The following is a 22,209-nucleotide window of genomic DNA, read 5'->3' as shown; positions in this document are numbered from 1 at the left end:
GGCGGTAGCGCTCTCCCGGGTGGCGCCCGTGCCGGAGCTCTTCGTGGGGCGGCCACGAGGGCCGTTGTCAGAGGCGATTGGCAAGATTGCGGCCATGAATGTCACTCCTGTCACTCCGCCACGGCCGATCGACGTTGCCGCGGTCTTTCCCCAACTGGCTCCGCTGGCCCGCACGGCGACCCGCCTGCACCCCCGCCCTGGGGCGCCGACGTGGCACGACAGCTCGATCGGCGGGCCGCTGCTGTGGCCCGCCGAGGAGCCGTGGCCGCACTGTGAGGAACCGCATGTGGTGGATGGCATCAACCCAGCCCAGTCCCCGGCGGATCTGCGGCTGGAACGACGGATCTTCGCCGCCTCGCAGGGCCGGGACCTGACTCCGGAGGAACGGGAGACTCTCGAGCGGATCCGGCCCCCTCGGACGTATCCGGTGAGGCTGGCGGTCCAGGCGTACGACGGCCCCATAGCGATGCTGCCCGTCGCGCAGCTGTACGTAAGGGATGTGCCCGATCTGAGCCCGCCGGAGGGCAAAGACCTGCTGCAGGTTCTGTGGTGCCCCTTCGATCATCCGATCATGCCCAGGACCCTGCTCTTCTGGCGTTCGGCAGCCGCCGTCACCGACGTTCTCGACACGCCCCCCGAGCCGCCCGCAGTGCAGTTCGACGGCTATCTACCGGAACCGTGCATGCTCGAACCGGAGCAGATCACCGAGTACCCCGACCATCTGGAGCTGAGCGAAGAACTGCGGGAGCAGCTCAAGCAGTGGAGTGTGCCGCAGGCAGCAGAGGAAGACATGGACCCGGACACGTACTACGACTGTGTGCTGTCCAACGCACCCGGCTGGAAGGTCGGCGGCTGGCCCGCTTGGAACTCCACCGACCCCAGCCCGCAGCCCTGCTCCGAGTGCGGCACCGGCATGGAGGTCCTGATGACCGTCGCCACGTTCGAGGAAGGGGACGACGCCGGGAACAGCTGGTCTCCGCACCCCCACCCAGGTGCTGGACCGTACCCCGGCCACCGCGGCTACAACGCGACCGGTGTCCAGATAGGCAGCGGCTACCGGCAGCACCTGTTCGTCTGCCCGGCGGAGCCCGAGCATCCGCACATCGAGTTGATGACGTAGCCCGTCCGCAGTGTGCAGCCGGGGCGTCACGTGCGGGCATGCCGTGACGCCGGGTGGCCGCGAGGCTCAGGGTGCCTACCTGCGGCCCGACATCCGAGAAGGAAGCAGGCCGTCCCTGACACGACCGCGACGCATCGCCCCAGGTTGAGCGCGTCCCGGTGAGCTCGCCGGTCGGTAAAGCCGCGCGCGCGACGAGGGTTCGGGTCTTCCAATGGAGCCCGAACCACTGGTCTTCGCGTTCGTGGGTGGCTGAGGGCTCTGGCCAGTTCACGACCGGCAACTGCGGCAGGCCGAGTCGCGGTGCCAGCTCGATATTGGCCTCTTCCTCCCAGGTGGTGGCCCAGACCAGGTCGCACGGCAGCGCCGCGAGCTGCGGCCCGATCTGCGGGTTGAGCCGCGCCAGGTGCGAGTTGGATGCGGTGCCCGCGAGATCGCGCTGCGGGTCGTCACCGAACGGCAGGAGCGGGCCCGTCGACGTCCAGGAAGAGCAGTGGGCGGTTCCCGTGCCTGGTCATGCTGCGCTCACCTCGGGACGCTCGACGAGGTAGCCGTTGTGGAATGTGGCGCCGTTGCGGACGAGGGCGACGCGGTGGGGTGCGGTGATCGCGCGCCAGCGGGTCTGGGCGGACTCGGTGCGCTCGAACACCATGGCCAGGGCCGCTGCGGGGCTGCCAGCTCCGCGGGTGACCCGGGTCCTCAACTTGACGGTGCTGAAGGTGGATTCGATCGGGTTCGTTGTTCTGAGGTGGATCCAGTGTTCGGCGGGGAAGTCGTAGGACGCCAGGAGTTCATCGGTCTCGTCGGTGACCTTCTTCACCGCCTTGGGCCACTTCGCGCCGTAGGCGCGATCGAAGTCCTTGACGGCCTTCTCGGCGTGGTCGCGGTCTTCGGCGTTGTAGATCTCCTGCAATGCCTTCTTCGCTCCGGGCTGGGACGACTTCGGCAGGGCGTTGACCACGTTCCGGGTTTTGTGAACCCAGCACCTTTGGTGCCTGGCCTGCGGAAACACCTCCGTGAGAGCCCGCCACAGGCCCATCGCGCCGTCACCGACCACGAGCTCGGGGGCCCGCATGCCGCGCCGCCGGCAGTCACGTAGCAGGTCGGCCCAGGACTCGGTGGACTCGCGCAGTCCTTCGGCGAGTGCGATGAGCTCCTTGCGGCCGTCGGTGCGCACTCCCATGAGGACCAGGACGCAGGAACGGGCCTGGCCGAGGCGGATCTTGGGGGTGGACGCCGTCGGCCCACACGTAGACGTAGTCGGATTCCGACAGGTCGCGGGCTTGGAAGACGGCGTGGTCATCGCTCCATTGCTTGGTCAGCCGGGTCACGGTGGCCGGCGAGAGCCCGGCCGAGCTGCCGAGGAACTGCTCCATGGCGGGCACGAAGTCGCCGGAGGACAGTCCGTGCAGGTAGAGCAGGGGAAGGACCTCGCTGATCTTCGGGGACTTCCGGCACCAGGGGGCCAGGATCCTCGACGAGAACCGCTCGCGCTCGCCCGTGGCGGCGTCAACGCGCTTGTCGTTCACGCGCGGCGCCTTGACCGGGACCGGGCCTGCGGCGGTGGTCACGGTGCGCTCGCGGTGGTGGCCGTTGCGGACCACCAACCGGCGACCGGCTTCGTCACGCCGGTCGGCCAACTCGGCTATGTACTGGTTGACTTCGGCCTCCAGGGCCGCGGCGAGCATCCGCCGGGCGCCCTCGCGGACGATGTCGTCCATCAGGAAGCCGGTCTCGGTGGTTCCGTCGTTGTTGACTACGCTGAGCACGGGCGTGCCTTCCCGACCCGCGCGCCAACGCGGGCCTACTCGATGACCAGAAGTCGATCACCCGGGAAGGTACGCCCTCCGCGTTCCGCGAGGCACCCTTCCCGAGGCCGATCCACAGACATCCGAGCTTGCTAAGAAGTCAAGCCGCGAGCGTTACCGGCGCCGTGGACACGGCGGGGAACGCCTTGCCGGCTCATCCGACGACGGCTTCACCTGTCCGGGCCTTGGCACACCACACCCAACGACCCGAAAGCCCCAAAGTCACCGGTATTGCATCTAGGCGCGGGCAGTCGCCTGGGGCTCAACTCGGCCGAATCGTCCCGCGATCCGGGCCATGGTCTGGTCGAACAGGCGCCTCACGTCTGTTGAACCCCCGTTTATCGCGTATTGATCTCCGCGACCTACGATCTCCCAGCCGACCATGCCGAATGGGGGACGACATGCTCCGCATTCATTTCAGCGATACAGATCTGGCGAGAACCAGGATTGCCGCCGCGCCTGATCCGCTCTGGGAAGTCGCCTCGAGTCTGCACCGATTGCAGTCGCGCAGAGGGCGGTGGGCCTACGCCGGGTGGTACCGCATGGCAAGGCAGCAGACGCGGGAGAGGGGGCTGGGGCGTGTCCTGCGGAGCGTCTTCCTGCCTTTGTATCCAAGGGCCGCTTACTTTCCGGACTTTCTAACGCCCGCTGATGCGGTGGGTGATTTGGACGCCGGACTGGAATCCATTCTGGCCACGCCTCCGCGACGGGTCCTGAAGGAAGTGACCATCCTCGACCGGACCGTCGGTGCTCCCGCGTGGGCCGGGCAACTGGCCCGGCTGGAGGCGCGCAAGGAGTTCGTGGGGATGCTGCGGGCGTACCACGACGCGGTGATCGCCCCGTACGAGGAACAGGCACAGTCCCGGATCGAGGCGGAGCGAGCGTCGCGTGCCCGTGGGCTTCTGGACGGCGGAGTCGAGGGCATGCTCTCGGGACTCGGGCCGATGCTGCGCTGGCGCCCTCCCGTCCTGGAGGTCGTCTATCCCAAGCAGGTCGAGGACCGGAACCTGTATCTGAACGGACGTGGGCTCACCCTCGTCCCTTCGTATTTCAACTGGGGGGAGCCGGTCGCCTTCGCCGACCCGGAAATGCCGCCCGTGCTCTGGTACTCGCTCCTCCACGAGCCGAGCCCCCCGGATGCCCCGCATGGCGTCGATGCCCCCGAGAAGTCTCTGATCACCCTGCTCGGGCGCGCCCGAGCGGTCGCCTTGCGCGCCGCGTCCACTGGTGCCACGACCGGCGAGATCGCCCGTGCCGCCGGAGTATCGGCATCCTCCGCCAGCAGACACGCCACCGTGCTGCGCGACGCGGGCCTCATCACCACCATCCGCAACGGCCCGACCGTGCTGCACACCCTCACCCCGGCGGGAGCGTCCTTGCTGCGCGCCGCGAGCCCGATGGAGTGACCAGCACTGGTTCGTCGCCGTCGGCACGAGCATGAAGCGGGCCCGCCGGTTGTCCACCGGCGGGCCCGCCCCTTGCGTACCGACGAGTCAGCGCGGTTGTTGCGGTCAGGCGGCGTATGAGCCCGACGCGGAGCTGGTGGAGTCGAAGAAGAACACGAACTCCTGGAAGTCGCGGACGTCGGTGGCGATGACCTTCCAAGAGCCCGAAGGGGCCCACTTGTAGTCGCTCTGGCAGTCGAAGGAGCCGCTGCTGAGCTTGAAGCACACCTTCACGTAACGGCCGCCGGAGCTCATCTTGATGTTGATGTCGTTGCACCTGGTCGACGTCCTGAAGACGCTCGTCGTGTGCCGGCCGGACGCCTTCGAGAAGGACGAGGCCCCGTCGTAGCAGCTGACCTGGGCGCTCACGTCGCCCTGCGGATTGGCGACGGCCACCGTCGATCCGCCGAGTGCCAGAGCGAGACCGCCGACGGCCACGGCGAGCGTCTTGAGGTTCTTCCGCATGTTTACCCCCTAGAACTGTTGTGCATGGCGAGACCAACTCTGCTGAGTGGCACCGCGTCCGGCCATGCTGTTGCGGCGGGCTGCAAAAGCCGAGTTCATCGGGGGAGAACGAGATGCTGGGCTTCCGCTTCGACGGCAGAGGCGTGGCCCTTCTTCACCAAGCCGGCCTCGTCCACGATCAGCGCTCCGCCGTCGGTGCCAAGGTGGTCGGCGACGTAGGAGCGGATGTCGTCGCGGACGGCGTCGGCGTCCCAGCGGGCGTAGCGCAGCAGGCGCTGCATCGGCCCGGGCCGGGCGTGACCGGCCTGTTCGGCCAGCCGCCGGCAGTTCTTCCGCAAGGCCTTGGACAGCAGCCCGAGCAGGTAGACGCGGGCCGTCGCCCGGGGCTCAACTCGGCCGAATCGTCCCGCGATCCGGGCCATGGCCTGGTCGAACATCTCCCGCCAGCGGGCAGGCTCTACGCTATTGCCTGCGGCCACCGCACGATCCCGCTGCGGTACGCGAAGCACTGCGCTCACTGACCACCACCGAGTTGATACGGCGCCTGGCGGCCAGCCGTCCCGGCACCGATCTGACCGCCCCGGTCGCCGCCGTCAAACTCGCGCTCAAGCGCCTGGCCAAGCGCTACCAGCACCTGAGCGAGGAGATCGCAGACGCGGACGCCGAGCTGCGCGCCCTGATCACCCGCACCGCGCCCGGCCTGCTCGCGCTGGCGGGCGTCGGAACCGAGACCGCCGGGCAACTGCTGGTCACAGCCGGGGACAACCCCGACAGGCTCGTCTCGGAAGCATCCTTCGCCCACCTGTGCGCCGCCGCACCCGTGCCGACCTCCTCCGACCTCCTCCGGCCGCACCGACCGCCACCGACTCAACCGCGGTGGCGACCGGCAGGCCAACCGTGCGCTGCACACAATCGTGCTGGTCCGCATGCGTCACGACCCACGCACCTGCGACCACGTCGCACGACGCACCCTCGAAGGGCTCAAGACGAAGGACATCCTCAGATGCCTCAAGCGCTTCGTCGCGCGCGAGGTCTACCACCACCTCACCAGCGCCTTCAGGAGCGGACCCTCGGCATCTCCAGCCACTTGACGATCTATAGGAGCTTCAGAGCCAAACTCAGGCCAGGGACTAGACACTCAGGCCAGGGACTCGAAGTATGCCTTCTGCGCGGGGTAGTAGTCCTCGAAGTCAGGCCGTGGCCCGCCCGTGCGTGCGGCGGTGAGCATGTCCAGGTAGTACTCCCAGCCCGGACCGGTCTGGCCGAGGTGCTCTGTGGAGGCGAGGTGATGGACCAGCCGGAGTTCGGTGGTGCCGTCGCTCTCGGCCAGCAGCAGCTCCATCGACCAGGATCCGGCCTCGTCTTCCATCGAGACGGCGAGTCGGCGCGGCGGTTCGCAGGCTTCGATTCGCAGTGGGCACCACGGCGCCGACTCCTCGAACACCATCTGCACTTCGATGGTGCGGCCGGTCGCCGCCTGGCCGCGCCACGGGCCGAACCAGCGGGCGGTGCGCTCCGGCTCGGTGACACTCGCCCAGACGTCGTCGGCGGAGGCGCGGTAGCTGCGAGTGAGGATCAGGTCGTGCCCCGTCGGCGTGGGGGTGAGTTGTCCGGTGGGCTCAAGGGTCATGCCGTGTTCTCCTCGGAGTGGCGCGCGGTGTGCTGATCGTCGGCGGGCTCATCCCGATTGCGGTCCCGTCGGGTGCGGTGAATTTCGGTCTCCAATGCCCCCAGACGCTGCGACCAGTCGACACGCTGGGTGTCGAACTGGGTGAGCCAGGCGGCGAGGTCGCCCAGCCGGGAGCGGGCGAGGGAGTAACGCCGATGGCGTCCGATCTGCTGGTCCCGGACCAGGCCGCTCTCCCGCAGCACGCGCAGGTGACGGCTGACCGCGGGTCGGCTGATGGCGAACCGGGCAGCAATGTCGCCTGCCGTCAGCGGGGTACGGCGCAACATCATCAGGATTTCCCGGCGCACCGGATCGGCGATGGCGTAGGCCACCTTGCTCAGGTCGTCCACACCAGAAGCGTAACCCATAGGTTACGCGTCAAAATGGCCAGCCTCAGGTTGTCCGCAACGGGAACTCGCGGCGGAGATTCAACGCGGTCGACGGCTACGTCCACGAACGGCTGGCCATCTTCGCCGGCCGGAAACACAGACTCCGAGGCCGGAACTGGACCACCCGGTTCACTTACGGATGGGTCTCCCGGCTTGGGGTCTACCGCCTCACCGGAAACGTGCACAGGGCGACGGTGCATGCAAAGTCGGTGAACGGGTGGTCGTACCGGAGGTGGCGGCCGCGACCGGCGTACCGACCGGATTGAGCGCCGCCGCGGTGACGGTGGCGGTCGCTGTGGCCTGGAGGAATCTGCGGCGGGATGGCGGGCCGAGATGGGGGGTGTCTGGGGTTTCCGCGGGGGTCCAAGGAAGCTCCCATTGGGCCGAACAGGAGAGACCACTGGTGGCAAGGTACGGGGCGGAGCCCGGTCACGGGCCCCGTCCCGGCGTTGCTCGGCCCTTCTTCGTGCCTGCTATTGATCCGAAACTCAAAGGGTTCTATTCGAGGATGTAGCGGACGTGGGGTCCGCCGAAGTAGCCGCGGACGATGTGCGGCCCCCAGCCACAACGGCCGCTCGTCCGGCCGGTCCTGCCCATACGTCGCCAGCAGCGCCTGCGCCTCGATCGGGTCACCCAGCGAAGTCCCCGTACCGTGCGCCTCGACCGCGTCCACGTCCGAAGCCTTCAGCCCCGCACCGGCCAACGCCGCCCGGATCACCCGCTGTTGGGACGGACCGTTCGGCGCCGTAAGACCGTTCGACGCCCCGTCCTGATTGACCGCGCTGCCCCGCACCACGGCCAGCACCCGGTGGCCGTTCCTGCGCGCGTCGGACAGCCGCTCCACGACGAGGACGCCCACGCCCTCGCCCCAGCCGGTGCCGTCCGCGGCATCCGCGAAGGCCTTGCACCGCCCGTCCACCGCGAGCCCCCGCTGCCGCGAGAACTCCACGAACGCACCCGGCGTCGACATCACCGTCACACCACCGGCCAACGCCAGATCACACTCACCGTTCCGCAGCGCCTGCACCGCCAGATGCAGCGCCACCAGCGACGACGAACACGCCGTGTCCACCGTCACCGCCGGACCCTCAAGCCCCAGCGCGTACGACACGCGACCGGAGAGGACGGAGGCCGCGTTGCCCGTGCCGAGATGTCCTTCGAAGTCCTCGTCGGAGGCGAGCAGCAGCCCTGTGTAGTCCTGGCCGTTCGTGCCCGCGAACACGCCGGTACGGCTGCCGCGCAGCTCACGGGGTGCCATGCCCGCCCGCTCCAGCGCCTCCCACGAGGTCTCCAGCAGCAGCCGCTGCTGCGGATCCGTGGCCAGCGCCTCTCGGGGGCTCATGCCGAAGAAGCCCGCGTCGAAGCGGTCCGCGCCCTCCAGGAAGGCGCCGACGTCGACCAGCGTGGTTCCGGGGCGTTCGCCCTCGGGGTCGTAGAGGGAGGTGAGGTCCCAGCCCCGGTCGGCGGGGAAGGCTCCGACCGCGTCCGTGCCCTCCGACAGCAGACGCCACAACCCCTCAGGGTCGTCGGCCCCGCCCGGGAACCGGCACGCCATCCCGACGATCACCACCGGATCGTCGGCGGCACCCGTCCTCAGGGGCTCACCGCCAACGGGGTCGGCCTCGCTCGCGGCACCCAGCAGCTGCTCGCGCAGATGCCGCGCGAGTGCCACCGGCGTCGGATAGTCGAAGACGAGGGTCGCGGCCAGGGCGGGGACTCCGGTGAGGGCGGCGAGGCCGTTGCGGAGTTCGACCGCGGTGAGCGAGTCGACGCCCAGGTCGCGGAAGGCTCGTTCGGCGGCCACGGCGTCGGGGCCGGGGTAACCGAGGACGGCGGCGGCGCAGGACCGCACGGTGTCCAGCAGGACGCGGTCCTGCTCGGCGGGGGTCAGTCCGGTGAGCCGGCCGAGCAGCCCGGCGCGGTCGTCGGCACGCGTGCGCCCCGAGGTGGCCTCGGCGCCGGCGACCGCCGTTCGCGCCTCGGGCAGGGCGCCGATCAGCGGGCTCGGCCTGGTCGTGGTGAAGGCCGGTGCGAAGTCGGCCCAGTCGAGGTCGGCGACGAGTACGGCGGGCGGGGCGGCGTTCACGACACGGGCCAGGACGTTCACGGCCGTGTCGGCGTCCAGCGGAAGCACTCCGCCGCGCCGCATCCGCGCCGTCGTACCGGCGTCGTCGGCCATGCCGCCGTCGGCCCACGGTCCCCAGGCGATCGACGTCGCCGGGAGTCCGGCGGCCCGGCGGCGCTCGGCGAGGGCGTCGAGGAAGGCGTTCGCCGCCGCGTAGTTGCCCTGGCCTGCCGCGCCGACGGTGCCCGCGAAGGAGGAGAAGAGGACGAAGGCGTCCAGGTCACGGTCGCGGGTGAGTTCGTCGAGGTGCAGCGCGCCCAGCGCCTTCGTCCGGGACACCGTGGCGAACCGCTCCGGCGTCAGCGCGTCGATGACGCCGTCGTCCAGCACACCCGCCGTGTGCACCACGGCGTCCACGGGGTGCTCCGCCAGCAGCGCGGCGACCGCCGTACGGTCCGACACGTCGCACGCGGCGACCGTCACCCGTACACCCGACGCGGCCAGTTCGTCCCGCAGCGCTACGGCACCGGCGGCCTCCGGGCCGCGACGGCTCACCAGCACCAGGTGCTCCGCGCCGGCCGAGGCCGCCCACCGGGCGACCCGGGCGCCCAACGCACCCGTACCGCCGGTCACCAGTACCGTGCCGCGCGGCCGCCACCCGTCTGCCGCTTCGGCCGTGTCACCGAGAGCCCGGCTCGGGGTCACCCGCGCCAGCCGGCGCCCGAACACGCCCGACGCCCGCACCGCGACCTGGTCCTCGTCGGCGGTCCCGCCGGCCAGGACGAGGGAGAGCCGGCGCAGGGCGCGGCTGTCCGGTGTCTCGGGCAGATCGAGGAGCCCGCCCCAACGGTCCGGGTATTCCAGGGCAGCGACCCTGCCCAGACCCCACACCGCGCTCTGCACGGGATCGACGGGACCGTCGGAGCGGCCCACCGACACGGCGCCACGGGTCAGCACCCACAGCGGTGCCGACACACCCGCGTCCCCCAGCGCCTGGAGCGCCACGGCCACGGCAGCGCACATCTGCGTCGCGTCACCCTGGCCGGCGGGGGCAAGGGCGGCGAGGATCACACCCGAGACGGGATCGGACGCGTCGGCAGCGGCAACGGCGGTCTTCAACTGAGCCGCGAGAGAAGCTCGTTCAGGTGCGGCCGGGAATTCTACGACCACCGGGTCGGCGCCGCGCGCGGCTAGTTCCGCGACGACGGCTTCGGTGTCGGCGGCGCCACCCGTACCGCCTTCCGGCACGAGCACCAGTCGGCGACCGGTCGGCGCGGCGGCGGACGTCGTGTCGAGCGGCTTCCAATGCGTTCGGTAGAGCCATTGGTCGGCCCGGGAGCGTTCCTGGCGACGCCGCCGCCAGGACGACAGAGCCGGAACGAGACCGTCGAGGGTCTCCTCGGCGAGGCCCAGGGACTCGGCCAGCGAACCGACATCGCCCTGCTCGACGGCGTCCCAGAACTCGGCGTCGGCGGAGCCGCGCGGCGGCTGCTGCCCGCCGTCGCCCCCTCGTTCCTGATCCTGGTCCTTGTCCTGATTCGCCAACCAGTAACGCTGGTGCTGGAAGGCGTACGTGGGCAGCTCCACCCGGTTGCCGCCCGGCAGTACGGCGTTCCAGGCGACCGTGGCTCCGTGGGTGTGCAGACGGGCAACCGCCGTGAGGATGCTGGTGGGTTCGTCGCGGTCCTTGCGCAGCGTGGCGGAGAACAGGACGCTCCCGGCGTCGACGGCCTCCGGGCAACCCTGGGCAAGGGCGGTGAGCGTGCCGTCCGGGCCGAGCTCGACGAACCGGGTCGCCTTCTGCCGGACGAGGGCGCGTACGGCGTCGGCGTAACGGACGGACTGGCGGACGTGCCGCACCCAGTACTCGGGCGACATCAACTCGTCGGCGGTGGCGGTCTCTCCGGTGACGGTCGAGACGATCGGCAGGCCGGGCTCGTCGTAGGCCAGGCTCTCCGCGACCTCGCGGAAGTCGGCGAGCATCGGCTCCATCAGCGGCGAGTGGAAGGCATGGCTCACCCGCAGCGCGGTGACCTTACGGTCCTGGGCGCGGAAGTGCGCCGCGATCTCGTCGACCGCGTCGGCGGCGCCGGAGACCACAACGGTCCGCGGTCCGTTGACGGCGGCGATACCGACCTGGTCGTTCAGCAGGGACAGTACCTCGTCCTCCGCCGCCTGCACCGCGACCATCGCACCACCCTCGGGCAGCGCCTGCATCAACCGGCCACGCGCCGCCACCAGACGGCACGCGTCGGCCAGCGACCACACCCCCGCCACATGCGCCGCCGCGATCTCACCGATCGAATGCCCGGCCAGCACATCCGGCCGCACACCCCACGACTCCAGCAACCGGAACAGCGCCACCTCAAGCGCGAAGAGAGCGGGCTGCGCGAACTCCGTCCGGTTCAGGGCCTCTTCGTCATCACCGAAGACGATCTCCCGCAGAGGGGCAGTCAGTTCGGTGTCGAGATGAGCACGAACCTCGTCGAACACCTTCGCGAAGACGGGGTAGGAGTCGTACAACTCCCTTCCCATTCCGAGCCGTTGGGATCCCTGTCCGGCGAACAGGAACGCCGTACGGCCTTCGGCCCGGGCCGTGTCGACGACGATGCCGTCGGCCTGCTCGCCGCCGGCCAGGGCCGTGAGTCTCTCGATGAGTTCGGTGTGGTCGGTGCCGATGACGGCGGCCCGGTACGGCAGGGCCGACCGGTGTGCGGCGAGCGACCAGGCGACGTCGAGCGAGTCGATGCCGGGGTTGTCCCGCAGGTGGGCGAGGAGTCGTGCGGCCTGGGCGGGCAGGGCCTCCGGGGTCCGGGCGGAGAGCGTCCAGGGCAGGGCGGGCAAAGTCGTCTTCGGCAGCGCCTCGGTGGTGGTGGGCGGCTCGTCCGCGTCGGCAGAAGTGGGCTCTTCGCGAGGTGCTTCCTCAAGGACGGCGTGGGCGTTGGTGCCGCTCACGCCGAAGGCGGAGACGGCGGCGCGGCGCGGCCGTCCCTCCTCCGTGGGCCATGCGCGTGCCTCGGTGAGCAGACGCACGTCTACCGCGCTGGTCTGCACAGGAGTTCAACCCCGTGTGCGACGCGGGTCGTACGCGGCGGACCGTACGTTCTGGGAACACAAGGAGACCAGGGCGGACGGAATAGTTCCGCCGGCAGTCTCTCTCCTCGACCGAAGCACAACCTCGAGCGCTTGGGGGAAACACTCGTGAAGCTACGAAAGACACTCGCCATGGCTGCCGGCACGCTGATGCTCGCCGGTGGAGCCGTCACCGCCGCTCAAACCAGCGCGTTTGCCGATGACACCGACCCCGGAGACGAACTCGTAGAGGTCGGCTCCACCGGCTTCTGCACCTACAGCAACTGGGGCGGACGCTTCCTGTGCGGGTCGAACAAGGCCCACAGGCTTCCCAACGGCCACACCCAGGTCTTCGTCATCGGCACGAACAACGTCCCGTACACCAAGTGGAGTTCGGGCAGCGGTCTGAGCGGCTGGAAGCCGATGGGCGGCAAGTGCTACAAGGGCAGGAAGTCGATGGGTGTGGAGTGGGCCAACGGCTGGAACTTCGCCGTCACCTGTATCGGAGGTGACGGCAACCGCTGGTACAACGAGCGCTACACCAGCGGCCACTGGTCCGGCTGGGACCGCACTCGCACCTGACATGCCCTCTTCGTGACCGCATGACTGCGGCCCCGCCCCCTGGAAAGCGCCGAGAAGGGAGCGGGGCCGTAGTCATGGTTCAGGCTTGTGACAGGGTAAGTCGTCCACGAACACAAGCGCCTCCTCGACGCTCAGGGGCGCGTTGGCCGGCTGGGCTTCCTTGAGCGGGGTGGCCGCGGGCCGGAAGCGGTCGGGGCGCGACCCCGACGATCACATGGAAACGCAGCGGCCTGACCGCTCGCGGCCACCGACCTGACATGAGCCCGAGGTGACACAGGTCACGCACATCTGCTCCGGAGCCGTACCACCGCTGAGTGATCTTTGGGTGCGGAGGCGGGGAGAATCTCCCTATGACCACGTCACCGCACCCTCTCGTCGTCCAGGCGCGCAGACTCGCCGCCGAGGTGCTGGCGCCCCAGGCCGAACGCGTCGACCAGGAGGGGGTGCCGGCCGGCAGTATCGAGGCCATCAAGAAGTCGGGGCTGCTCGGGGTGAACGCGCCCGTGGCGTACGGCGGTTCGGGGGCCCCCAACTCCGTGGCGCGCGAGATCGCGGAGATCCTGGCGGGCGCCTGCTGCTCGACCTGGTTCGTGCAGACACAGCACTACACGCCGGTGCTGACCCTGGCGAGGAGTGAACTACCGGCGCGAGAGCGCCTGTTGGGGAAACTGGCCACCGGTGAGCTGCTGTCCGGAGTCGCGTACGCGCATCTGCGACGGTATCCGCAGGTCCCGGTCCGGGCGGTGCCGAAGCGCGGCGGGTGGCGGTTCCACGGGACGGTTCCCTGGTACACCGGGTGGGGGCTGAACGATGTGATGCTGCTGGCCGGGGTGACGGACGCCGACGAGGTGGTCTTCGCCTTCACGGAGGCCGAGCCGCAGTCGGGGTTGAAGGCGTCGGCGCCGATGCGGCTGGCGGCGCTCACTGCCGCCCGTACGGTCTCGCTCCACCTCGACGGGCTGTGGATCCCCGATGACAACGTGGCCCTGCATGCCCCGTACGAGACCTGGGCCGCGGGCGACCGGCCCAAGCCGACGAACGCCTCGCCGGCGGTGTTCGGGGTCGCCGAGTCGGCCCTCTCGCTGCTCGACCAGGACGACGCCACGACGAAGGCGCTGCGTCTGCGGCTGGACCGGGTGCGGCGCCAGGCGTACGCCCTCGCCGACCATCCGGCGCCCCATGAGCACATGGAGGAGCGGCTGGCGCTCAAGACGAAGGCGTACGGTCTGCTGCGCAAGGCGACGACCGCCGCGGTCGTGGCCGGCGGCGGACGCTCCCTGGACCTGGACAACCGGGCCCAACGGCTGGCGCGCGAGGCGTTGTTCCTGCTGGTGCAGGGGCAGACCGCCGAGGTTCGCCAGGCACATCTCGACTCGCTGTCCGCCGCGTCCTGACCCCTGCGGGGGTCTTGCGCTCGCGCGTCAGCCCCCGCTGGGACGCCTCGGGTCAGCTGCTCGCGAACGGTACCCGCACCCGCGTCGTCGGAGCCGCCACCGGCTCGGCGGATGCGTGTCGCCACAGGCCCTGGGCGGCGCCCGGCGACGTCGTCGTCGTTGCCGACCAGGGCGGTGCTCGCGCCGCCGCGCACCAGGCCGATACCCGCCCACAGGTTGGGGGATCTCCAGGAAGTCCCGGCTGCCGCCGTGCAGGGCGAGCATCCGCTGCTGCCCCTCGGACTCGCTGCCCCTCGGACTCGCTGCGGGCGAGGCCCGCCTGCACAGACCGTACGGTTTCCGGATCGAGCCCGTCGAGCAGGTGCGGCCCTCCTTCGCGGAACGAGTCTGACCCGCTAGGGGGCTGCCGCGCGGAAGAGGGCCAGGAGGGCCTGGGCGGATGAGGCGTCGGCGTCGAAGAACTGCGTGCTCAGCGCAGGTGACACGGCCGGTCCGTGCATGCGGACTTCGTGGCACGTGAAACAGAACGCCGCCTCGAACAGGGGCAGTTCGAGAGCGTCCTCGTACGCCCGCACGCTCCAGCCCGGCGAGAAACCACAGCGGTGCTGTTGGCTGCCGGGCAGGTTCTCGATCAAGGCCAGAGCGTCGGCGACCTCGCTCCCTGCCCAGTGGGCGACCACCTTGCCGGGGTACGGGGCGCCGTGCCTGGTCGGGAGGGCGGATATGCGTATGACCTCGATCAGCGCGGTGGCGGCAACGGCTTCGGCGGGAAGCATCATCGGCACAGTCTGCCAACAACCCGCCAGTAACTTCTGAGCACCCCTCCCCCACCCCTCGCCCTGGGACCACCACTACACATAAAGGGGAAATAAGCGCAGAATGAATGTACGCGGCGCTTACCGCATACCCCACCAGACGCGGTCAGGCCTGCCGAGTTCAAAGGAGTCGAGTCATGGCCAACGTCTCACCCAGGAGTGACATAGCCAGCCACCCTGATGTAACCGAAATGCAGGCTAGGTACGCCCGCATGCTCGGTGGTCGCGATGTGGCGCTCGTGGACGGACCAGTGTTCCTGCTCGGTCTGTACTGCGCCGTGTCCCCGTGGATACTTCACTACACGACCAGCCAGCCCTCGCTGGTGCCCCACAATCTGATCGTGGGCATCGCAATCGGCCTGCTGGCCCTCGGCTTCACGGCAAGGCCGGAGAGGATGTACGGCCTGAGCTGGGCCATGTGCGCCACAGGCATCTGGATGATCATCTCGCCGTGGATCGTCGGCGACAGCCCGGACGCCGGTGTCGTGGTCAACAACATCATCATTGGCGCCCTGGCCCTGCTCCTGGGGCTGACGTGCGCCGGCGCATCGGCGAAGACGTCACGCACGCCACAGATGTAACCGAACGCCCGCGAGGGGTAACAGCGGCCGACCCGCTCAGGCGGGTCGGCCGTCTCCATGTCCGTGTCACCGTTTCACGTGAAACGCAGGGTCAGTACGCACATACGGTGAGTAGCGCCGAGGCAGTAGCTGCCGCGATATTCGTTCGCCGAGCGTCGGTTGCGCGTCCACACTGGCGCCCGTGAGTCGAACCGTGAGCGCATGGGTGACATCGGGTGGGGACATCCTCGGTGTCGCGGGGCCCTTTTCCGTCGACGTTCCCTGGTGGGCCGAGGTCGGGCCGGTCGTCGGACAGTTGGAACGCGCACTCGGGGTGCCGGTGCTGGTCGTGCGTCTCCTGGATGTCGACGGGGGTGAGGGCGGGCGGGACGGCCATGTGACGTATCACGTGGAGGCGTTGGAGCCACCCGAACCAGGTGCTCTGAAGCCTCCGAAGCAACGGGCGGTGCATCAGGGGCTGTTGGGCGGGGACGAGGCACTGCGATCGCCATGGGCGCGCACCGACGGGCTGCGGGAGTTGCTCGACTGGGCCTCGCGGACGCTGGCCGCACTGGGGCGGCCGGTGACGGGGCCGGTCGAGCAACGGCGGACGTGGAATCTGGCGGGCCTCTTCCGGCTTCCCACGGGCCAAGGACCGGTCTGGCTCAAGGCGACGCCGCACTTCGCCTCCGAGGAGGCCACCGTCATCGCCGCGTTCGCCGAGGTGGACGCGGGTCTCGTGCCCACCGTTCTCGGCTCCGGCGAGCGGCGGGTGCTGCTGGAGCACATCCCCGGTGAGGACTGTTGGGCAGCCGATGCCGCCACGGTCGAGGCCGGGGTGCGCCGGTTCGTCGCCGCGCAGGCCGCGCTCGTCGACCGGCGGCCACCCGGGCTTCGGGACCGGCGCGACGAGGTGCTCGGCGAGCGGCTGCGCGAACTGCTGGACCACACCGCCGACTTGGGCCTCAGCTCCCAAGAGCGGGCCGCAGCACGGAGGTTGGCGGACCGCTGGGGACGGCTCGCCGAGTGCGGGCTGCCCGACACCGTCGTGCACGCCGACTTCCATCCGGGCAACTGGCGCAGCGACGGCGGACCGCCCGTCGTCGTGGACTTCGCCGACGCCCACTGGGGCAACCCGGTCCTGGACTGCCTGCGCCTGTACGACTTCCTCCCCGAGGCAGCACGCTCGACAGCCGTCCGCACCTGGGTCGACGCCTGGAAGAGCCACGTTCCGGCGAGCGATCCCGCCCGCGCGCTCGCGCTCGCCGAGCCGCTGGCGCATCTCGCGTACGCCGTGCGGTACCAGGAGTTCCTCGACGGCATCGAGGCGTCCGAGCGGCCGTATCACGAGGGGGATCCGGCCGGGGTCATCCGCGAGGCGGTACGGTGCGCCGCGCGTCCGAGTCTCGCCGCGATGGAGGTGGCCGGCTAGATGCAATACCGGTGATTTAGGTTGTTTTCCGGCGGGTCGGCCTGGCCTTGGTCGGCCCGACGAGGGTCACGTGAGGCCCTGCGGGGGGCCTCACGCATGCCGGCGCCGGCGTCCCGGCTCACTCGCCCGGGGACACCTTCCGGAGCGCGGCGATGCACGTGTTGAGCGCCTCCTGGAGTTCCTCCAGGCGCTGGAGCATGTCGTCCTCGTAGATGGCGTCGAGGTCGACGGCGTCGTCGAGGGTCAGCTCCTCGAAGACCTTCGTCGCCTTCTGCAGGCTGCTGTAGAACTTCGTACGGCGTTCCTGGACCCGCAGCTCGGGGTTGGCCTCGACGGTCTGGACGACGAGTTCCTTGACGGTGTCGTACGCCTCCGTCGCCCACTCGCCGGTGTCCTCGTCCTCGTCGAGCTCGTCGATGAGCGACAGATGCCGCTCGGCCTCGGCGCGCAGTTCGGCGGGGGCGTCGATGACCTGCCCGGCCGGGGTCTTGACCTGCCCGTTCTCGACGATCTGCCGGACGTACCCGATGCGGCTCGCCGCCTGGGTCTCGTTCGCGACCGCCTTCTTCAGCTCGTCGGTGCGCGCGATGTCACGGGCGAGTTCCGTCTGGAGGGAGGGGTCCTCCTTCAGCCGGTCGAGGAGTGCGGTGCGGGCCGCCTGGGCGGTGGAGGGGTCGGCGAGGATCGCGGCGCGCAGCGCGGTGGGGTTCTCGGCGACCTCCAGGGCCTTGGTCGGGCGGATGCCCTCGGCCTCGGCGGCCGCGGTGATCGCGGTGCCGCGGTCGGAGGTCGCGCTGTTGCGGGAGCTGTAGTAGGACAGCCACACGTCCGAGTCCGGCAGGTCGACCTCCTCGCCCGGGGCGAGTGCCTCGAAGTGCGGGACCATGCCGTCGTCGGCCGCCTTGTCCCAGGCCTTGTAGTAGCGCATGACCCGCTCCGGGGAGCACCCGGCGAGCTCCGCGAACCGCTTGGCGGACACCTTCGGCGTCTCCCCGGCCAGCTCGCCGCCGGGCCGCACACTCCGCGCGACCTTGAGCGCGAACGCCCAGCCGCCGGTGCGGGCGTACACCCCGAACTCCCGTGCGTCGCGGGCGACTTGTTCGTCGACCACCTCGGCGTCGGCGTCATCGCCATCGTCCACGGCAGTCCCCGCGGCTTCGTCGCCCGAGTTCTGAGCGGGAACCGCGACGCCGGCCTGGGCAGGCGTCTCGGCGTCGGAGGCGCCCGGCTCGACCCAGAATCCCTCGTCCTGCGACGGCGCTCCCCCTGCGGTCTCCGGCGTGGCGGGCGTCGCGTCGGCGGGTGGTACGGCCGATGCGGAGTGGGCGGTGGTTACGCTCACGGGTGACTCTCCCGGGTGGTGACGAACAGCAGGGACAGAACCGGCAGCCTATATGAACCCGTTGGCGCCGCTTTGCCCTTGGGGCCCTTGATGCACGGCGTCCAGCAGGGCCAGCTCGTCCTCCGTGAGCCGGAGGGCGCCCGCGGCGACGTTCTCCATGAGGTGGTCCGGGTTTCCGGTGCCGGGAATCGCGAGAACGTGCGGGCCCTGGTGAAGGGTCCAGGCGAGCCGGACCTGGGCGGTGGTGGCGTCGTGGGCCCGCGCGACGGCGAGCAGTTCGTCGCGGTCCGCCAGGCTCGCACGCTCCGGACCGGCCTCACCGGAGATCGCGTAGAACGGTACGAACGCGATTCCCTGTTCGCCGCAGAGCCGCAGCATCTCGTCGGCGTCGGGGTCCGGGGAGTGCAGCCCGTACTGGTTCTGTACGCACACCACGGGCGCGATGGCCTGCGCCTCGGCGAGGTGCCGGGGTTCGACGGCGGAGATACCGAGGTGGCGGATCAGCCCGGCCTCCCTCAGTTCGGCCAGCGCGCCGAAGTGCTCGGCGATGGAGTCCTGTCGCATCCGCCTCAGGTTGACCACGTCGAGGTGGTCGCGGCCCAACTGCCGCAGGTTCTCCTCGACTTGCCCGCGCAGCTGGTCGGGTCGGGCGGAGGTGCCCCACTCCCCCGAGTACTCACGGTGCGGCCCGACCTTGGTGACGATGACGAGGTCGTCCGGGTACGGGCCGCCCAGCGCACTGTTGATCAGTTCGTTGGCGGAGCGCAGTGAGGAGAAGTAGAAGGCGGCCGTGTCGATGTGGTTGACGCCCAGCTCGACCGCGCGGCGGAGCACGGCGATCGACTGCTCACGCTCCCTGGGCACCCCGAGGTGAAACGCGGCGCTGCCGGTCAGCCGCATCGCGCCAAGGCCGACGCGACCGACGGTCGAGTCCCCAAGTTTCCAGGTACCGGCGGCAGTTGCGGTGATCGTCATCGGTGAGGTCATCGACGCAGTCTCGCACGCGCGGCGAAGGCAGCGACCGGGCTGGCATCCGGAGTGGCGGCCGCCGCGCCGGGGGCGCACACCACAATCCGCCCCATCGCGACCGGAGTGGAGAGTTCCGGCAACATACCGGGAATCACGGCAAGGTGCTGTCTCCTGACCTACCACCGCTGGCGGTCGACGACCGCGGGAACGCCTTGGTCTCCTTCATCCGCGGCGCGGAAGAGACCCCACCTCCTGACGCACCACTGCCGGCGGCATTGGTCGCCCTCTGGCACGCCGACCGTGTCCTCATGGTCTTCGACCGCTGGCGCCAGGGCTGGGAACTGCCCGGTGGGGGCCTGGAACCGGGGGAATCCCCACGCCAGGCGGCCGTACGCGAGTTACTGGAGGAAAGCGGCCAGCGACCCGACGGCCCATTGCGGTTCATCGGCTACGCGGGCTTCCTCCTGGCACCAGATCACCGACCCGAGTACGCGGCACTGTTCGCGGGCAGCACCACAACGATCCGCGATTTCCAGGCCAACGAGGAGATCGCGTGCATCCGCTGGTGGAACCTTCGGACAGCCGTCCCTGGACGCGTCCAGCCCCTGGACGTCTACCTGGCCCACTTGACGCACGAGCGGGATTCCGGCCTCCCCGCCGAGCGGTCCTCATGATCCGCCCAAACACGCACCGCCGCTTCCCGTGACCGCCCCGAGAGGCACCTCCGGGTCCGGTGGTCCTCACGCACGACGCCCGGCCGAGCCTTCAACGCGTCTGCTGGATGTATGGACTTCGACAGGCGTATGGCGATGGCGGCAGGACTCGGGGCAGCGGGGGCGTCCGTGGTGGGGGCGAACCGGGCGGCCGGGGTGATGGGAAGCGGTGCGGCACCGGTGGTCATCACCGTGCAGGGCGAGTCCCCGATGCGTACGAACATCCCGGTGGCCCGTGACCGACGTGCCTCGCGGGGGCGGTACCTGGCGCTGCTGACAGCGGAGGAGGCGCCTCGTGGGAGCAGCTGGTTCGCCGCGTACCGCGTTCGTGCGCCCGAGGGCGGGGTGTACGCGCTGACCGCCGTCGCCACGGCTCCCCTCGAGACGCCGCACACGGAGGCGGTCGGCTCGTACCTGCGACTGCGCGTGAATGACGGGCCGTTCACCGAGGTCGCGCGGGCGACTGCCGGACCGGACCGCTCGACCCGCCACCGCTTGGCGAGCATGGCGAAGCCGTCCTGGTCCTTGCGGCGGGGCGGCGGGGCACCGTCTTGAGCGTGATGCCGAGGAAGGAGTGGGACCAGTCGACGAGGGTCCCGCCGTAGGCGGAGTCCGCCCAGGCGACGGAAAATACCGCGACTTCGGGTGGATCGCCGCCGCAGTGCTCGCCCTGCACCGCGACAACGACCGGCCGAAGGACCGAGGTCGCCGGTCGGCGAAACCCTAGTCCCCGCGCGGTGCATTTGATCGTTGGCGGTCGAATGGAGCCTCCGGGCCCGTGGGGCCGCCAGAGCACCCAGTCTTTATCCGCCCGGGGTCACGAGACCTGATTCGTACGCCACCACTACCGCTTGTGCCCTGCTGTCCAGGTCCAGCTTGGTCATCGTGCGGTTGAGGTGGGTCTTCACGGTCGCCTCGCTGATGTAGAGGCGGTCGGCGATCTCCAGGTTGGACAGGCCGCGGGCGATCAGCTTCAGGACCTCGAGCTCACGGGAGGTCAACGCGTCCAGATCCGCGGGCTGCTCGCAGGCGGTCTGCCGGGCGTACGCCTCCACGAGGCGGCGGGTGACGCTGGGCGCGAAGAGCGCGTCGCCTCCGCCCACCGCGGCCACTGCGGCGAGCAGCCGTTCCGGGCCGGAGTCCTTGAGCAGGAACCCGGAGGCTCCGGCGCGCAGTGCGCCGTACACGTACTCGTCGAGGTCGAAGGTGGTCAGCACCAGGATGCGGGGCAGGGGGTCGGCGGCCTGGGCGAGGATGCGTTCGGTGGCGTCGATGCCGTTCATGCCCGGCATCCGGATGTCCATCAGGATCACCTCGGGGGCGGTCTCGGCGGCGAGCGTCACGGCCTCCGCTCCGTCGCCGGCCTCGCCGACCACCTCGATGCCGGGTGCGGCGCGCAGCAGCCCGACCAGTCCGGCCCGGATGAGGAACTGGTCGTCGACAACGAGCACGGTGGTCATGTGGTGGCGTCGTCCCCCCGCACGGCGGCCTTCGCGGAGGTCGGCAGGGTCAGCCGCACGGCGAAGCCACCTTGGTCCTGCGGGCCGATGCTGATCTGCCCGCCGTAGAGCTTGGCCCGCTCGCGCATGCCAATCAAGCCGTGTCCGCCGTCGGTTCGTACTCTGTCCGGAATCACCCCCTCTCCGTCGTCCGTGACCGAAACGGTCACCTGGTGCGGCTCGTACCTCAGCCGTACCTCGGCGCTCGCGCCGGGCGCGTGTCTCAGGACGTTGGTCAGGGCTTCCTGCACCACCCGGTAGGCGCACAGTTCGACGCCGGGGGCGAGCGGGCGCGGGGTGCCCTCGACGGTCAGGGCGACCGGGACGCCGCCGGCGCGCACACGTTCGGCCATCTCGTCGAGGCGGGCGAGGCCGGGCATCGGGGCGGCCGGGGCGCCGTCGCCGTCGGCGCGCAGCACCGTGAGCATGCGGCGCAGCTCTTCGAGGGCCTCCTTGCCGGTGGCGTCGATGGTGTCGAGTGCGGTCCGCGCGGTGCGGCGGTCGGTGTCGAAGACGAACCGGGCGCTGTGGAGAGGAGTCCAGCTCCAGGTCTTGAGTAGGGGTCACCCGTCACCGCGCACTGCTATTAGGTCTTGAGCATTGCTCGGCCATCCAAGAGTCACATCGATGGCGCGAGCGTCCCACCCAGGAGCATCCACCGCCACACGCACGTTCCATGCACCGCGGTCCCCCACTAGTCGGACGAAGCGGGTCAGTCCCTCAACGTCCCCGACAGCCAAACGGCCGTCCGACAGGAGGAGCTGGCCGTCGAAGACGGTCGTGAACGTTGGATCGGCGCCCGAAGTCTCTCCAGAGTCCCGAAAGATGCGCACTCGGATGAGGTCGGACTGAGGCCGGACCCGGACCGCAACA

Annotated in this window: 15 protein-coding genes and 7 pseudogenes; 9 read left to right on the top strand and 13 right to left on the bottom strand. The window is 70.1% G+C overall.

What is annotated here, in order from left to right; genetic code table 11:
* The first annotated feature begins 94 nt into the window (after positions 1 to 94).
* Positions 95 to 1,120 (top strand): hypothetical protein, encoded by a 1,026-nt coding sequence (locus tag CES90_RS48515; protein WP_189788471.1) that lies wholly within the window; start codon positions 95 to 97, stop codon positions 1,118 to 1,120.
* A 178-nt stretch (positions 1,121 to 1,298) separates the two neighbouring features.
* Here the strand turns inward: CES90_RS48515 and CES90_RS51080 are convergent.
* Both CES90_RS51080 and CES90_RS48510 read right to left on the bottom strand, forming a co-directional pair.
* Positions 1,299 to 1,635, bottom strand: a pseudogene (locus CES90_RS51080) (HAD domain-containing protein); the annotation flags it as partial.
* A pseudogene (locus tag CES90_RS48510) lies at positions 1,632 to 2,886 on the bottom strand (IS256 family transposase). The pseudogenes CES90_RS48510 and CES90_RS51080, both read right to left, overlap by 4 nt.
* A 440-nt stretch (positions 2,887 to 3,326) precedes the next feature.
* Here CES90_RS48510 and CES90_RS48505 point away from each other — a divergent pair.
* Entirely contained in the window at positions 3,327 to 4,331 is a 1,005-nt protein-coding gene (locus CES90_RS48505) for a helix-turn-helix domain-containing protein (RefSeq protein ID WP_189788791.1), read from the top strand.
* A gap of 105 nt (positions 4,332 to 4,436) precedes the next feature.
* Here CES90_RS48505 and CES90_RS48500 read toward each other — a convergent pair whose 3' ends face one another.
* Together CES90_RS48500 and CES90_RS48495 are read right to left on the bottom strand one after the other, a co-directional pair.
* Entirely contained in the window at positions 4,437 to 4,835 is a 399-nt protein-coding gene (locus tag CES90_RS48500; RefSeq protein ID WP_189788790.1) for a hypothetical protein, read from the bottom strand.
* Positions 4,836 to 4,969: 134 nt separating this feature from the next.
* Positions 4,970 to 5,257: pseudogene (locus CES90_RS48495) on the bottom strand (transposase); the annotation flags it as partial.
* 65 nt (positions 5,258 to 5,322) lie between these two features.
* Here CES90_RS48495 and CES90_RS52550 point away from each other — a divergent pair.
* Positions 5,323 to 5,926, top strand: a pseudogene (locus CES90_RS52550) (transposase); the annotation flags it as partial.
* Between the two features lie 47 nt (positions 5,927 to 5,973).
* Here the strand turns inward: CES90_RS52550 and CES90_RS48485 are convergent.
* The 3 genes and pseudogenes from CES90_RS48485 to CES90_RS48470 all read right to left on the bottom strand — a co-directional run.
* Positions 5,974 to 6,465: an SRPBCC family protein gene (locus CES90_RS48485; RefSeq protein ID WP_189788789.1), complete on the bottom strand. Its 492-nt coding sequence runs from the start codon at positions 6,463 to 6,465 to the stop codon at positions 5,974 to 5,976.
* Positions 6,462 to 6,854, bottom strand: coding sequence for a metalloregulator ArsR/SmtB family transcription factor (locus tag CES90_RS48480; RefSeq protein ID WP_229914566.1), 393 nt, complete (start codon positions 6,852 to 6,854; stop codon positions 6,462 to 6,464). Before CES90_RS48480 ends, CES90_RS48485 begins: the two co-directional genes overlap by 4 nt.
* A gap of 199 nt (positions 6,855 to 7,053) precedes the next feature.
* Positions 7,054 to 11,991, bottom strand: a pseudogene (locus CES90_RS48470) (SDR family NAD(P)-dependent oxidoreductase); the annotation flags it as partial.
* Positions 11,992 to 12,183: 192 nt separating this feature from the next.
* On the opposite strand from CES90_RS48470, the gene CES90_RS48465 reads away from it, so the two are divergent.
* Entirely contained in the window at positions 12,184 to 12,612 is a 429-nt protein-coding gene (locus tag CES90_RS48465) for a hypothetical protein (protein ID WP_208921777.1), read from the top strand.
* Positions 12,613 to 12,962: 350 nt separating this feature from the next.
* Positions 12,963 to 14,006: an acyl-CoA dehydrogenase family protein gene (locus CES90_RS48460; protein ID WP_208921775.1), complete on the top strand. Its 1,044-nt coding sequence runs from the start codon at positions 12,963 to 12,965 to the stop codon at positions 14,004 to 14,006.
* A 137-nt stretch (positions 14,007 to 14,143) separates the two neighbouring features.
* On the opposite strand, the pseudogene CES90_RS51060 reads toward CES90_RS48460, so the two are convergent.
* A pseudogene (locus CES90_RS51060) lies at positions 14,144 to 14,367 on the bottom strand (LLM class flavin-dependent oxidoreductase); the annotation flags it as partial.
* A gap of 34 nt (positions 14,368 to 14,401) precedes the next feature.
* Positions 14,402 to 14,785, bottom strand: coding sequence for a hypothetical protein (locus CES90_RS48455; RefSeq protein WP_208921773.1), 384 nt, complete (start codon positions 14,783 to 14,785; stop codon positions 14,402 to 14,404).
* A gap of 173 nt (positions 14,786 to 14,958) precedes the next feature.
* Here CES90_RS48455 and CES90_RS48450 point away from each other — a divergent pair, with 173 nt between their 5' ends.
* Positions 14,959 to 15,402 (top strand): SPW repeat protein, encoded by a 444-nt coding sequence (locus CES90_RS48450; RefSeq protein ID WP_208921771.1) that lies wholly within the window; start codon positions 14,959 to 14,961, stop codon positions 15,400 to 15,402.
* Positions 15,403 to 15,583: 181 nt separating this feature from the next.
* Positions 15,584 to 16,813 (top strand): aminoglycoside phosphotransferase family protein, encoded by a 1,230-nt coding sequence (locus tag CES90_RS48445; protein WP_232791406.1) that lies wholly within the window; start codon positions 15,584 to 15,586, stop codon positions 16,811 to 16,813.
* Positions 16,814 to 16,931: 118 nt separating this feature from the next.
* Here CES90_RS48445 and CES90_RS48440 read toward each other — a convergent pair whose 3' ends face one another.
* On the bottom strand, positions 16,932 to 18,155 hold the full coding sequence (locus CES90_RS48440) for a hypothetical protein (RefSeq protein ID WP_208921769.1): 1,224 nt from the start codon (positions 18,153 to 18,155) through the stop codon (positions 16,932 to 16,934).
* A gap of 48 nt (positions 18,156 to 18,203) precedes the next feature.
* Positions 18,204 to 19,142: an aldo/keto reductase gene (locus CES90_RS48435; protein WP_208921767.1), complete on the bottom strand. Its 939-nt coding sequence runs from the start codon at positions 19,140 to 19,142 to the stop codon at positions 18,204 to 18,206.
* Positions 19,143 to 19,285: 143 nt separating this feature from the next.
* Between CES90_RS48435 and CES90_RS48430 the strand changes: the two genes are divergently transcribed.
* Together CES90_RS48430 and CES90_RS48425 are read left to right on the top strand one after the other, a co-directional pair.
* Entirely contained in the window at positions 19,286 to 19,798 is a 513-nt protein-coding gene (locus CES90_RS48430; RefSeq protein ID WP_232791405.1) for an NUDIX hydrolase, read from the top strand.
* Between the two features lie 111 nt (positions 19,799 to 19,909).
* Positions 19,910 to 20,392, top strand: a complete 483-nt coding sequence (locus tag CES90_RS48425; RefSeq protein WP_208921765.1) for a hypothetical protein — start codon at positions 19,910 to 19,912, stop codon at positions 20,390 to 20,392.
* A 248-nt stretch (positions 20,393 to 20,640) separates the two neighbouring features.
* On the opposite strand, the gene CES90_RS48420 is transcribed toward CES90_RS48425, so the two are convergent.
* Entirely contained in the window at positions 20,641 to 21,297 is a 657-nt protein-coding gene (locus tag CES90_RS48420; protein ID WP_208921763.1) for a response regulator, read from the bottom strand.
* A pseudogene (locus CES90_RS48415) lies at positions 21,294 to 21,860 on the bottom strand (sensor histidine kinase); the annotation flags it as partial. The gene CES90_RS48420 and the pseudogene CES90_RS48415, both read right to left, overlap by 4 nt.
* Positions 21,861 to 22,209: the final 349 nt, after the last annotated feature.

Origin of the sequence: Streptomyces capitiformicae (assembly GCF_002214185.1) — a bacterium.
Classification (GTDB): Bacteria; Actinomycetota; Actinomycetes; order Streptomycetales; family Streptomycetaceae; genus Streptomyces; species Streptomyces capitiformicae.
The sequence above is the reverse complement of the archived record's forward strand: the minus strand, read 5'-3'. Positions and strand labels throughout refer to the sequence as shown.